The 12,945-nt window shown below is 63.1% G+C and carries 10 protein-coding genes; 3 read left to right on the top strand and 7 right to left on the bottom strand.

Translation table 11 applies throughout. The features are described from left to right. Positions 1–138 precede the first annotated feature (138 nt). Entirely contained in the window at positions 139–3,252 is a 3,114-nt protein-coding gene (locus S7S_RS06820; RefSeq protein WP_008738836.1) for an error-prone DNA polymerase, read from the top strand. A gap of 73 nt (positions 3,253–3,325) precedes the next feature. Here the strand turns inward: S7S_RS06820 and S7S_RS06815 are convergent, their stop codons facing one another. Continuing rightward, positions 3,326–5,098, bottom strand: coding sequence for a hypothetical protein (locus tag S7S_RS06815; RefSeq protein ID WP_008738863.1), 1,773 nt, complete (start codon positions 5,096–5,098; stop codon positions 3,326–3,328). A 363-nt stretch (positions 5,099–5,461) separates the two neighbouring features. Between S7S_RS06815 and S7S_RS06810 the strand changes: the two genes are divergently transcribed. Beyond that, complete coding sequence (locus tag S7S_RS06810) at positions 5,462–6,391, top strand: helix-turn-helix transcriptional regulator (RefSeq protein ID WP_008738868.1); 930 nt, start codon at positions 5,462–5,464, stop codon at positions 6,389–6,391. A 33-nt stretch (positions 6,392–6,424) separates the two neighbouring features. Here the strand turns inward: S7S_RS06810 and S7S_RS06805 are convergent, their stop codons facing one another. The 6 genes from S7S_RS06805 to S7S_RS06780 all read right to left on the bottom strand — a co-directional run bounded on the left by S7S_RS06805 (position 6,425) and on the right by S7S_RS06780 (position 12,365). After that, positions 6,425–6,787, bottom strand: a complete 363-nt coding sequence (locus S7S_RS06805) for an HVO_A0114 family putative DNA-binding protein (RefSeq protein WP_008738870.1) — start codon at positions 6,785–6,787, stop codon at positions 6,425–6,427. Further along, positions 6,784–7,146, bottom strand: coding sequence for a toxin-antitoxin system TumE family protein (locus S7S_RS06800; protein WP_008738872.1), 363 nt, complete (start codon positions 7,144–7,146; stop codon positions 6,784–6,786). The genes S7S_RS06805 and S7S_RS06800 overlap by 4 nt, the downstream gene beginning before the upstream one ends. Positions 7,147–7,358: 212 nt before the next feature. Continuing rightward, on the bottom strand, positions 7,359–7,832 hold the full coding sequence (locus S7S_RS06795) for a hypothetical protein (RefSeq protein ID WP_008738874.1): 474 nt from the start codon (positions 7,830–7,832) through the stop codon (positions 7,359–7,361). Positions 7,833–8,040: 208 nt separating this feature from the next. Then, positions 8,041–10,254, bottom strand: coding sequence for a patatin-like phospholipase family protein (locus tag S7S_RS06790; RefSeq protein WP_008738876.1), 2,214 nt, complete (start codon positions 10,252–10,254; stop codon positions 8,041–8,043). Between the two features lie 41 nt (positions 10,255–10,295). Further along, the gene (locus S7S_RS06785) at positions 10,296–11,090 is read right to left on the bottom strand and encodes an SDR family NAD(P)-dependent oxidoreductase (RefSeq protein ID WP_008738878.1); all 795 of its coding nucleotides are present in this window, start codon (positions 11,088–11,090) and stop codon (positions 10,296–10,298) included. Between the two features lie 30 nt (positions 11,091–11,120). Then, positions 11,121–12,365, bottom strand: a complete 1,245-nt coding sequence (locus S7S_RS06780) for an NADH:flavin oxidoreductase/NADH oxidase family protein (RefSeq protein ID WP_008738880.1) — start codon at positions 12,363–12,365, stop codon at positions 11,121–11,123. Positions 12,366–12,501: 136 nt separating this feature from the next. On the opposite strand from S7S_RS06780, the gene S7S_RS06775 reads away from it, so the two are divergent. After that, positions 12,502–12,825, top strand: a complete 324-nt coding sequence (locus tag S7S_RS06775) for a hypothetical protein (protein ID WP_008738882.1) — start codon at positions 12,502–12,504, stop codon at positions 12,823–12,825. Positions 12,826–12,945: the final 120 nt, after the last annotated feature.

Genomic DNA, 12,945 nt, shown 5'->3' with positions numbered 1-12,945 from the left:
TCCCCAGCGCCAGGGACGGCGCTTGCTCCCGGTCCCATTTCCTGCCGTCGTGCGTCATGGGCACCGCATGCGTCCTGTGCACCACGTGGCCCCTGCGTGCAAAGCGCGCAAGGTGCACTGCACAAAGAGCCTGTCGCGATGTTCGCCGAGCTGCATGTCACCACTTCGTTCACCTTCCTGACCGGCGCCAGCCAGCCCGAAGAGTTGGTGCACCGCGCCCTGGCGCTGGGCTACAGCGCGCTGGCCATCACCGATGAATGCTCCCTGGCCGGTGTCGTGCGTGCCTGGCAGGCGGCACGTGATACACCGCTGCACCTGATCATCGGCAGCCGCGTCCGCCTCACTGGCGAGCCGGCCCCCCAGGTCATCCTGCTGGCCCCGGACAACTTCGCCTACGCCAACCTGTGCCAGTTGATCACCCTCGCCCGCCGCGACAGCGACAAGGGCCAGTACCGTGTCACGCCCGACATGCTCGCCGCCCATAGCGCACACCTGCTGTGCCTGTGGCTGCCCGGCCCGGACGCCTCCCACCATGACACCGAACTGCGCTGGCTCAGCGACCTGTTTCCCGACCGCCTGTGGATCGGCTGCGCCCTGTTGCAGGACACCGACGACGCCGCGCTGTACCAGCAGCTGTATCAACTGGCCTGCACCCACCACCTGCCGATGGTGGCCTGCAACGACGTCCACATGCATGACCCGCAGCGGCAACCGTTACTGGATGTCCTCACCGCATTGCGGCACCACACCACCGTCCAGACACTCGGTTCACTGCGCTTCGCCAATGCCGAGCGTCATCTGCGGCCGCTGGCCAGGCTGCGTGCGATCTACCCGCCGGCGCTGCTGCAGGAAAGCCTGCGCATCGCCGGGCGCTGCACCTTCCGGCTCGATACGCTGCGGTATCACTATCCGCGCGAAGTGGTACCCGAGGGTCTGACAGCCGCCGCTTATCTGCGGCAACTGGTGGACGCCGGCGCCGCCCGGCGCTGGCCCGGAGCAGGCATGCCCGCCGCCGTGCGCAGGCAGGTCGAACAGGAACTCACCCTGATCCGCGAGCTGGAATACGAGTATTACTTCCTCACCGTGCACGACATTGTCGCTTTTGCCCGCAGCCAGGATATCTTCTGCCAGGGGCGCGGGTCGGCGGCCAACTCTGCGGTCTGTTACTGCCTGGGCATCACCGAAGTGGACCCCTCGCGCAGCCAGCTGCTGTTCGAACGCTTCCTGTCCCGCGAACGCGACGAGCCACCGGATATCGACGTGGATTTCGAACACGAGCGGCGCGAGGAAGTGATCCAGTACATCTACCGCAAATACGGCCGCGAGCGCGCCGCGCTGGCTGCCACCGTGATCAGCTACCGGCTGCGCTCCGCGATCCGCGATGTCGGCCGTGCCCTGGGATTCGACCAGCACCGGCTGGCGCTGCTCAGCAAACAGCTGGCCTGGTGGGACAAACCGGAAACCCTGCCCGAGCGTTTCCGCGAAGCGGGCCTGAAAGACACGCATCTTGCGCGGCTGTTCCAGGCCCGCGTGGTCGAACTGCTCGGCTTCCCGCGTCACCTGTCCCAGCATGTCGGCGGTTTCGTCATCAGCCAGCCGCCGCTGGCCACGCTGGTACCGGTGGAAAACGCCGCCATGCCGGACCGCACCATCATCCAGTGGGACAAGGACGATCTCGAAGCCCTCGGCCTGATGAAAGTGGACGTGCTGGCCCTGGGCATGCTCACCGCAATCCGCAAGATGCTCGGCGTGATCAACCGCTACCGCATGGATGCCGGGCGCACGCCGCTGACCGTGCAGGACATTCCGGCGGAAGACCCGGCCACCTACGACATGCTCTGCAAGGCAGACAGCGTCGGCGTGTTCCAGGTGGAATCCCGCGCACAGATGAGCATGCTGCCGCGCCTGAAACCGCGCCGGTTTTATGACCTGGTGATCCAGGTGGCGATCGTGCGGCCCGGCCCGATCCAGGGCGACATGGTGCATCCGTTCCTGCGTCGCCGGGCCGGGCTTGAAGCGGTGGATTACCCGGACCAGCGCATCGAAAACGTACTCTGCCGGACGCTCGGCATTCCCATTTTTCAGGAACAGGTGATCCAGATGGCCATGGTGGCCGCCAACTTCACCGGTGGCGAAGCCGACCAGTTGCGGCGTGCCATGGCACGCTGGGGCAAGAGTGGCGAGCTGCTGCAATTCCGCGACAAGGTGATCCACGGCATGCTCGGCAACGGCTACAGTCCCGACTACGCCGAACGGATTTTCGAACAGATGAAAGGCTTTGGCGGTTACGGTTTTCCTGAATCGCATTCCGCCAGTTTTGCACTGCTGGTGTATCTGTCTGCCTGGCTCAAGCGACATCACACCAGCGCGTTCTACTGTGGCCTGCTGAACAGCCTGCCGATGGGATTTTATTCGCCATCACAACTGTTGCAGGACGCCCGCCGGCACGGCATCGAAGTGCGCCCGCCGTGCGTGGATCACAGCCACTGGGACTACACCCTGGAAGATACCCGTCGCCAGCCATTGGGCATGCAGCCGGCCGTGCGTGTCGGCCTGCGGCAGATCAGCGGCTTCAATGAAGACGCCGCGCAACGCATCCTGCAGGCCCGCCGCGCCGCACGCTTTACCGATGTGGCCGATCTGTGCGCCCGTGCGCGCCTGAACCGCCGTGAACGCGAGGCGCTGGTTGCCGCCAACGCCATCGCCCGGCTCACCGGCCACCGCCACCAGGGCCAGTGGGAAATCCTCGCCGTGCAGGAACCCCCACCGCTGTTCGACCAGCCTGTGCACAGCAGCAACCTGCGTGATGGCGTGCGCCTGGATGCACCTTCGGAAGTGGACAATCTGCTGGCTGATTACCGCAGCCTGAGCCTGACCCTGGGCCGCCACCCGATGGCGCTGGTGCGCCACCGCACGCCGTTCGACCGCTGCCAGAGCGCCCGCGACCTGCGGCGTCTCAATCAGGGCCGCTTCGTGCGCGTGGCCGGCGTGGTCACCAATCGTCAGCGCCCCGGCACCGCCTCGGGCGTGCTGTTCCTGACACTGGAAGATGAAACCGGCAATACCAGCGTGATCGTCTGGCGCACACTGCAGGAACGCTGCCGCAAGGCGATTCTCAGCGGCCAGTTACTGGTGGTGAAAGGCACGCTGGAAAAAACCGAAGAAGGCGTGATCCATGTGATCGCCGGCGAAATCCTCGACGAGAGCCATGCCCTCGCTGAACTGAAAACCCGTTCGCGGGATTTCCACTGATGTAGCACCATTGAGGAAAGTGCAGCAGGGAGGGTGGCGCCCAAGGCAAAACTCACCCTCCCCCAAAGCCGCTTCAGAAACCGTCCACCGGCCTCTGATACCCCGCGCCGGGCACACTGTTCCTGCGCAGCGAGTTTGCCTCGCGGGTATTCACGTAATACACAATCGCCGTGTCCTCATCGGCATGCACCTGTATCAGCCGGTGCGGGCCCGGGGCCAATCCGTACATCACGACGTTTTCCGGCGCGGCATCGAGCTCACCCAGTACCACCATGCCGGCCTTCGGGTCGGCGGCACTGACAGCGGCAATCTGCCGTCCATGCCAGAGGAACACTTCGCTCAGTTCGGTCATGTTGCCGATGGCTTCCCCCTTGCCGGAGGACGATGCCCCCACCCATTGGCCGCCGGCAATCACCAGCGAATCACTGCCGTCGATCTTCATGGCCACGGCATTGTCCTGGCCACTGATACTGGCGCGGTTGTAGAAAATCCAGCCGTCCCGGCTGCCCAGCACCTCGGTATGCAGTGCGCCCAACCAGTCGGCCACGGTGTTATCGAGCACCTGACGGTCACTGCCGTCTGCCTTCCAGCTCACCACCGTGCTGCCAGCGGACACCGCAACACGCCCCGCCCCCGTGACCACAAACCCGGTATGGGCGCCGAGATTGTCTTCATCGTCGGACAGCAGCGACCAGCTGTCTCCTTCCACCCGATACAGATCCTGCGTGCCGACCTGGAGAATGCTGGTGATGCCGAAGTACACGACATCTCCCTCGCGGGCCAGGTGGCGAGGCTCCGGCATCAGCGGGCCGCCGCCCAGGCTGTCAGGGAAAATAAGAGGGGCGCCGTTGTCATCCAGCACCTGGCTCAGGCTGGAAGCCCAGGGGCGCGAAGGGTCATAGCGCCACAGAGCCGTTTCCGATGCGCAATCCCCGGGCGCCAGGGTTTTGATGACCAGATACTGGCTGCCGTCGCGCAGGGGACCGCCCAGCGGCCCGGCAGCGAAGGCTTCCTTGCCGTCGGGCAGATAGTTACTGGCGCCATAGGACGTGCCCCCTGCATTCAGGGTGCTGGCAACAGTCAGGAAGTATCCCCCGGCGCACTGCGTGCCCGAATCATTGGTCAGTGCAATGTAACGCCGGTCCCCGCTACTGCCGACGTGCCCCACAGCCGCGACCTGCTTGATCACATTCGATGAAAAATAATAAGGCGTATCCGTGCCGGAAAAATTCGCTCTCACATGGCTTTTGTTGCCAGGCAGGTTATAGGACACCTCGGCATCATCGGCCTCCGTATAATTTTGCCAGATCAGCGTATAGGCACCGCTCAGGCTCGCCGTGAGGTAGCTTTCCGAGGACACCCTGACGGCCGCATCGGCTGCCCCGTCCAGGCTTGCGCGCGCAAAACCTTCCGATGTTTGATTGCCGTCCTCGCGATTGTGCAGAAACAGAATATCCGTTACCCGATAGTTTTCGACGCTGCCGTCCGCGGGATCGATGTCGGCTTCATAAAGCGGAACATACGCGTGGGCACCCAGATCCTGCGTGTTGTAGACCTCCTCAATAGTGAGGTTCACCGCCTGCGATGTGTCCGGGGCGTTCACGTCAAGGGCATACAGAATGGAGCTTCCCCTGTCATCCGCACCGGTCGTGCCGTGGGTGAAATAAAGCCTGTCGTGATTGTCCGCATCGCCCTCCAGGCCGGACAGCCTCGGCAGATTCGCGCCGTCCCCCGGTCCATTGGCGCCACCGCCGGAACCGCCACCGGAACCGCCGCCACACCCCGTCAGGGCTGCCCCGACCAGCATCAGTGACAACATGCCTGTCATCTTCACGCGCATTTTCATACTGCAACTCCCTTGAATTCCGCATGGCTTCAGCCGCAGGGCAGCTCGGCGGGCGCAGTGCGCCCCGTCGCTGAAAACATTCCTGCATCCCGGCTGAACAGCGCCATTGAGCGCGGACTTTTTTATTTCTCCGAAAATACCAGCTATCGGATTTTCTCGCGGAGCCACATACTAATTTGCCGGTGTCGTTTACCGTTATCCTGCAAATGCATTACACTGCCGGCCATCCAGGTAAGGGTAAGATCCAGCCAATCTCTGCCGTCGCAGAGCCCTGAAGCCACCGACTGGCAATGTGCATCAAGCATGCAGAATCTGTTCGGAGGCTTATTGGTTGTTGATCGACGAGACAAGGGATAACGTCTTATGCACCACAAAATGGGCGATTTCATCCTCGCCATTCACGACGCCAGCATGCACCTTCCCCCCGCAGAATTTCACCGCTGGACACTAGCGGAAATCCGCCAGCATATTGATTTCGATTTCGCCATCTGGGGCGCAGGAAATGGCGAAAGCCGCCAACTGCACATGGCGACCATACTGGACCAGACCGACACGCTCTTCGATACCTGGGAAGCCGTGAAGCACGAAGATCCGTACGCCAATCTGGTCATTGGCAACACGGGCAGAACCTGGTCCATCGAACAGCTTCCCGAATTCCGCCGAAGCCGGGCCTACAACGAACACTGGGGGCTGTATTATGCCCGGCAGATGATTTCCACCATGGAACTGGACCCGCAGACCGGCCTTCACATCTTTGTCACCCTGGCACGGGAAAACCGCAGCAACACCTTCAGCCGCCAGGAGACCGAAGCCAAGAACATCATTACCCAGCACCTGTTTCTGGCCGCCCGCCATAACGACATGCATTGCCTGCGCGCCAACCAGGCCCCCGCCGCCTTTATCGACCAGCGCGGCCTGCTGCACGCATCACTGCCTGAATTTTCAGAGCTGCTTGTCAGTGAATGGGGCCGGCAGGCCGGCCAGTTCCTTCCCGATGAGGTCAACAAGGCCCTGTGGCAAACCGGGCACTACCGGAATCGTCACTTGTCGCTGAATGCAGAACGCTTTCATAACCGCCTGCTTGTCCGCGCAGGCATCACACCACCGGTGTCACTCAGCACACGGGAACTGGAAACTGCCTGGGCCTATGCGGCCGGAAACAGTCACAAGGAAGTGGCGAGGATGCTGGGCATCTCCCCTACGACGGTACGCACCCACCTGGCAAGGATTTACCAGAAACTGGCGATTTCCGACAAAGGCGCCCTGGCGATCTGGCTCAAGGAGAATGGTTGATCATCGTCGCCTGGCCTGCCCTGAATGACGTGCTCAGGCGCAGTGAATGTCGTAATGGATAGTGAACTGGCTGGCCTTGGCAATGGGCTTGATAGTGTGCCGCTGTCGCTTCAGTTCCACGATGCCGTAGCGTTCCATGGTTTTCAGCGTGCGGCTGAGGTTGCCGCGATGCCGCCCGCTGAGTTCCGCCAGTTCCATCAGCGTCTCCGGCTGGTGCTCACAGATCAGCTTGAGCAGCAGCATGTTCTGCTCGCTGAGCACCTGGCTCAGTGACTTGATGGAACCGAACCAGATTTTCGGCTCATCCCTTTTCGGCTTGAGCTTGCCCGAGGCGATCAACAACGCCCTGCGCTGGAACTGCTCCCTGGGCATGATGCCGATGTTCAATGCTTTCATTGCCCGACCTCCTGCATAAAGCGGTTCACTTCGTCAAAAAAATCCGTCAGCAACTGCTGCGCCGATGAAAACCCGTATGGAGTACCTTTATCCTGCGGCGACAGGTGCCGGTGGTCATACACCATCCGGCGCCCGCTGAACCTGCCACCCGCTTTCTCTGCCACAGCATGCGCGTTGTCGAAACCGAACAACCGCTGGTTCCATTTGTTGTGGAACGTCAGGTTGTAGCGTATGCCGTGCGGTCTTTCCGTGGAGGGCGCCACTCTCCAGGCTTCGATCTTGTACCAGTAGCCTCCGTCTTCCACGAAGGTTTGCCCATGGAGGTCCAGCAGCGCCTCCAGTCCGGGGTCCTTGGTCATGACCGGCATCCTTGCTCATGTTGTGACCAGATGATAACACCATGAACAGCCAGCACCAAGCCCCGCCCTGACGGCATGCAGACATGAAACATCAACAACGGATGACGGACCTTGCCAGGGCAGCATCGAGACAAAAAAAACCCCGGTGGGTAGGCCGGGGGCGTATCTAAACTGCTCTCAGGCAGAAACAGAACAAAAGCGGGACGGGTCTGTCAGCGGTGGGGCATCAGCGCGCTGACGACCAGGTTCGGGTTGAATTCCGCATCACGGAAGTCACGCAGGTAATCGCGGGCGAAACGCTGCACGGCGGGCTCACCGGCCACGACACTGTGTTGCAGAAACTGTTGCAGGGTCAGCCGTTCGCCGGCCATCTCCAGCAATGGCGCATCCGGGTCGAGTCCCAGATCGATCACCACGTACTCCAGGTTCTCCGCGTGCAGGCCGCTGACAATGGTCTGCATCAGATTGCGACCGGCCTCACAGGGCAGGTTCAACACCTGCGGCACGTCGGCATAATCGAGCACGCCACGATCCAGCAACACCTCGACCTGCGGGCCCAGTGCGCTGTCCTGCGCGGCAGCCAGGCACAGGGCACGCCCCAGTACCGGATGCACGTCGGCGTGTGCTGCCGTCGCGGCAACGGCACATAACAGCGTGGTCAGGACGAGGCGCGGAAATCGGTTCATGCTCTTCCAGCTAATAATTTGGCCAGCCAATAATCGGCATTGAAGCGGCGGGAATTATACGAACAAAGCACCAATCACGATAACAAATCGGGCATTGGCCTAGGTAAATCAGACGAATGGCAGGTCAGTGAACATCATTACACCGAGGCCCTGTCCAGCGCATGACGCCTGTCACATTCAACCGTAAATGGCTGCCATCAAAACGCCGCTAGCGAAACAATTGTCCGAGAAACAGGTTCACCGCGTAATCGCCGCCCTGTGCCACACCGACAGCAAGATACGCCGGCCCCACCGGCGTGTCCGCGCCGAGGAACACACTGCCGGCGGAGATGGCATTGCCGGCCCCCATATCGTCACGCGTTTCCCAGACATTGCCCCGTTCCAGCGAGGCGCCGACAAACAGCGGCACCGGTGCTGGCAATGGCGTGTCCGGCCCCAGCGGGGTCAGCGCCACCAGCCGCGTCAGTGCGCGGTGCTGGCCCCAGCGGCTGCGCGGCCCCAGCCCGGAGAGTTCGAGGAAACCACCGATCGGGATCAGGTTGGCGATATCCACCTGATCGGAATCACTCACACTGAGGTCGCCTTCCAGCAAAAAGGTATAGCGGCGCCAGGTCATGGCGAAGGTCGCTTCCCCGACAAAACGACGAAATGTGTTGTCGGCACCGAGCGACGGCTCATGCCATTGCCACTCTGCCGCCCAGCGCGTGCCACGGGTGGGAAACGCCAGATCATCCAGGGTGTCCCAGCCTATCCGTGCGAGGCTGTAGGCATCGTCATAATCGCCTTCGCCAAGCGACAGGCCACCACGAAAATCCAGATCCCCCCACTTGCGCACCATACCGGCGCGTACCTCACCGCGCTGCCGGAACAGCTGCCTGCCGATGGCCAGCCCCGCCTGCCGCTCGCGGCGCTGGTAACTGGCCAGCGCTTCCTCCTGTACCGCCTCATCGAACAGATCAATGCGATCCGCCTGATACAGCAACTGCGGCTCAATGAAGTAGCGCATGCGGAAATCTAAGGGCTGCACAAAACGCGCTTCCAGCCGTGGCGTGGTGCCGATGTCCGCGCGCATGAAGGCGGTGCCCCCCAGCCGGTTCAGCCCCGCCAGGCGCAGGCTGGCACCGAGACCGAAATCGGAGTTGCCGCGAAAGTCATCACTGACACGCAACCCGACGCGCAGGAAATTGCTGCCCTCATGCCGCACCCGGCAGACCAGCCGCAGGCCGGTCTGCCCGTCACGTTCGATGACCCGGTATCGGATGTCGCGGAAATAATCCAGGCCATAGATGGCGGAAATATCTTCCTGCAGGCGCACCGTATCCAGCGGCTGGCCGGCTTTCTGCCGCAGCAGGTTGCGGATCACCCGGTCATGCACCGGGCCGTCGTTTTCCACCTCGATAAAATCGATCACCGGCGTGCGCCCGGTTTCACCTTCCCGGGGCGGCGCCGTCACCGGCACCGTATCGCCCAGCAAATCGTTCGCCGCCAGCGTCTGGATAGCGGCGGCATAGCCGGCTGCCATGGCTTCATCCACGGCACCGAAACTGGAGTTGGTCACCCCGACAAGCTGCGGGCGGATCAGGATATCCCGCCCGGTCAGCGTTGCCTGCTGCGCATCACTATTGCTGCGCACCAGCAGGCCGGTCAGCTGATCAACCACATCCACCACCGACTGGATTTCATCGGCTGTACGCGCCGGCGTGCCCACGTCCACCACGATCAGCCGGTCCACTCCCATCGCGCGCGCCACATCCACCGGCAGATTATTGGCAATGCCACCGTCCACCAGCAGCTTGCCGTCCCACTCCACCGGTTCCAGCAAACCCGGGATCGACATGCTGGCGCGCACCGCTGTGCTCAGCCGCCCGCGCGACATCACCACCTGCTCCCCGGTCACCAGGTCAGCGGCCACCGCACGAAACGGAATCGCCAGCCGGTCAAACGAGGTGACCCGGTCAATGTCGGCAAACAACTGGTCCAGAATCTGCGTCAGGTGCTGGCCCTGGATCACACCACGCGGCAGCACGATGGCCCCGTCACGGATGTTGAGCCGGTAATCGGCCGCCAGCCCGGCATCGAGCTGGCGAAAAATGTAAGGCTGGTCGCGGCGGGGAGAGCGGTCGGTAAAGGCGTAGGCCCAGTCGGTGGTTCGCGCCACCTGCTCCACTTCGGCGGCATTCTTGCCCGAGGCATACAGCCCGCCAACAATGGCCCCCATGCTGGTGCCGGCAATGGCGTGCACGGGGATATTGTTTTCTTCCAGCGCCTGCAACACACCGATATGGGCGAACCCCCGTGCGCCACCACCGGACAGCACCAGCCCGACACGCTCGCCAGGCGCCACTTCCGGCGCCGCGTGCGCCGGGGACAGGAGAAAAAGAAAGGAAATCTGACAGATCAGAAGGATCCGCGTCCGTGCCATACACTGCCGCTCCACAGCCCGTCACAGAGGGCCGGTGGCGATCAGTCCTTCATCACTCGCCCGGCCAGTCGGGTCAACCAGCGTTCGGGCAGCAAACGCGCGCCACCGACCGAGCTCTTGTACAACATGCCCGGCACGACCACAACCCGGCCACGCGCCAGCCCGTGGAGGCCGTCGCGCGCCACCCGCTCCGCGCTCATCAATGCGGCTTTCTTGTAGCCTTCGATGCGCTGGCCAGCGACCTCAGAGAATTCCGTCTCGGTGCCGCCGGGCGCCAGCGTACTGACGACAACCCCCTGCGGCCGCAGCTCCTCCGCCAGCGCGCGCCCCAGACTCACCACGTACGCCTTGGTGGCCGCATACGTGGCCATGCCGGGGATCGGCAGATAACCCGCCACCGACCCGACCTGAAGAATCCAGCCCTGGCCACGCCCCACCATGTCGGCGGCGAACAGATGCGTGAGCGCCGTCAGGGTACGCACGTTCAGGTCGATCATGCGCAGGTGATCGTTCAGCGGCAGCGCCAGCAGCGGCTGTTGAAAGCCAAAGCCGGCATTGTTGATCAGGATGTCCATCGGCAGGTCCAGTTCGCGCAATTGCCGGTGCAACGTGTGGGCCGCATCATGCGCCAGCAGATCCATGGCGATCACTTCGCATTCGATACCGTGCGCGGCACCGGCCTCGCTGCAACGCAGCGCCATCTCATGCAGCCGCCCGGAGCGTCGCGCCACCAGAATCAGATCACAGCCCGCCGCCGCCAGTTGCAGTGCCATGGCCGCGCCGATACCACTGGACGCGCCAGTGACCAGTGCCCGCTTGCCCCTGAATACGTCCATGCTCCGCTCCCTGCCCTGCCGCTGTTCTGATCAGGCGCGCATGCGCCCCATGCGCAGTCGTCGCCAGCCCACCACGCCCAGCACCTTGAGCAGCGACCCCAGCCCGGAGGCATCTGCCTGCGGTGCCTTGCCACGGCTGATCCGGTCGAGTTGCAGCGTGTACCAGGACACTTCCATCATCGCCATGTCATCCACCGGCTTCAGCCCGGTGCGAATCGGCTTCACCTCACTGATCACCGCCTGGCCGGACAACACATCGTGCGCCAGCGCCGGTGCCAGCACCAGTGGCCGTGCCAGGCCCACCACATCGGTGGCGCCACTTTGCAGCGCGGCGACCATGCCTTCGGTGGTGCGAAAACCGCCCGTCACCATCAGCGGCGTGCTGACGCGGGCACGTACTTTTTCTGCGTAGTCGAGGAAATACGCCTCGCGCTGGCGTGTGCTTTCCTTCGCGCCCTGACCGGCCATGCTCGGCTTTTCGTAGGTGCCACCGGAAATCTCGATCAGGTCCATGCCCAGGCCACCGAGCGTTTCCACCACTTGCATGGATTCCTCTTCGGTAAAGCCACCGCGCTGGAAATCCGCCGAGTTGAGTTTGATCGAGACCGGGAAATCATTGCCCACGCTGGCGCGGATCGCCTTGTACACCTCACACACGAAACGCATGCGGTTTTCCAGGCTGCCACCCCACTCATCGGTACGCTGGTTATGCAGCGGCGACAGGAACTGGCTGACCAGATAACCGTGCGCGCCGTGAATCTGCACGCCGGTAAAACCGGCCTCGCGCGCCAGGGCGGCACTGCGTGCAAAGCGCTGGATCAGGTCCTGAATGTCCTCGCCGGTCAGCGCACGCGGCGTGGCAAAAAACCGTTTCAGTGCCGGGTTGCTGAAACCGATCGCCGACGGCGCCACCGGTTGCCGTGACAACAGCACCGGGCTCTGCTTGCCAGGATGGTTGAGCTGCATCCAGAGGTGCGCGCCATCGCGTGTGCCAGCACGAGCCCAGGCCTGCAGCGCCGCCATATCGCGGCGGTCTTCCAGCACCACATTGTGCGGTTCGCCGAGCGCGCGGCGGTCGATCATGACATTGCCGGTCACCAGCAGCCCCGTGCCACCTTCTGCCCAGCACTGGTACAACCGCGACAGTTTCGGCGTCACACGATTGTCGCGCGAGCCCAGTGTTTCGCTCATGGCCGACTTGCCCAGCCGGTTTTTCAGCACCGCGCCGCAAGGCAGCGTCAGTGGTTGTGCGATCAACGTCACATCTTGCGCCATGTCATGTCTCCCCATCCGGGTGCTGTCATGATTACGCAAACAGCGGGCGGCAGACTGCGGCGCACGCCGTTCACAAACTGGCCTGCATTATGCATCCCCTGCCAATAACGGAATTATCGTTTCGGGACATTACGCCATGATTGGAGTGCTTTCTTCCCTGCTGCATCGTGACACCGCCGGCACTCACACCGTCTTCACCCGGGTGGTGTGGCTGAGCTGGGCGCTGACCCTGGCCGGCGCGCTGCTGGCCACATTGAGCATCAGCCTGCAACTGATCGGTATGGCACTGTTCTATGGCGCGATCGTGACCGGCTTTACCGCCGGGGGCGCGGCGCTGTACACCCACCAGCGCGGCGCCTGCACCGGCCTGGTGCTCGCGGCACTGATTCCGGGCCTGCTGTGGCTGGAACCCTGGCTGCCGCCCCTGCTGCTGGACGTGCTGCACGCACTGGCGCTCTGACGCACAACCCGCCTGCCAATCGCCCCGGCTGCGCCATCCGTCGCAATTCGGCGCGGCCAGCACTGCGATCGCCGCGCCGCACGGCTACACTGACGCCCACTGATACGGTTGCCAGTGGAC

The organism is Isoalcanivorax pacificus W11-5 (assembly GCF_000299335.2).
GTDB lineage: Bacteria > Pseudomonadota > Gammaproteobacteria > Pseudomonadales > Alcanivoracaceae > Isoalcanivorax > Isoalcanivorax pacificus.
The sequence above is the reverse complement of the archived record's forward strand: the minus strand, read 5'-3'. Positions and strand labels throughout refer to the sequence as shown.

Coding starts and splice junctions, on each gene's coding strand:
- S7S_RS06810 (WP_008738868.1), top strand. CDS start 5,462: ATGCACCACAAAATGGGCGATTTCATCCTCGCCATTCACGACGCCAGC.
- S7S_RS06785 (WP_008738878.1), bottom strand. CDS start 11,090: ATGGACGTATTCAGGGGCAAGCGGGCACTGGTCACTGGCGCGTCCAGT.
- S7S_RS06800 (WP_008738872.1), bottom strand. CDS start 7,146: ATGACCAAGGACCCCGGACTGGAGGCGCTGCTGGACCTCCATGGGCAA.
- S7S_RS06780 (WP_008738880.1), bottom strand. CDS start 12,365: ATGGCGCAAGATGTGACGTTGATCGCACAACCACTGACGCTGCCTTGC.
- S7S_RS06790 (WP_008738876.1), bottom strand. CDS start 10,254: ATGGCACGGACGCGGATCCTTCTGATCTGTCAGATTTCCTTTCTTTTT.
- S7S_RS06775 (WP_008738882.1), top strand. CDS start 12,502: ATGATTGGAGTGCTTTCTTCCCTGCTGCATCGTGACACCGCCGGCACT.
- S7S_RS06795 (WP_008738874.1), bottom strand. CDS start 7,832: ATGAACCGATTTCCGCGCCTCGTCCTGACCACGCTGTTATGTGCCGTT.
- S7S_RS06820 (WP_008738836.1), top strand. CDS start 139: ATGTTCGCCGAGCTGCATGTCACCACTTCGTTCACCTTCCTGACCGGC.
- S7S_RS06805 (WP_008738870.1), bottom strand. CDS start 6,787: ATGAAAGCATTGAACATCGGCATCATGCCCAGGGAGCAGTTCCAGCGC.
- S7S_RS06815 (WP_008738863.1), bottom strand. CDS start 5,098: ATGAAAATGCGCGTGAAGATGACAGGCATGTTGTCACTGATGCTGGTC.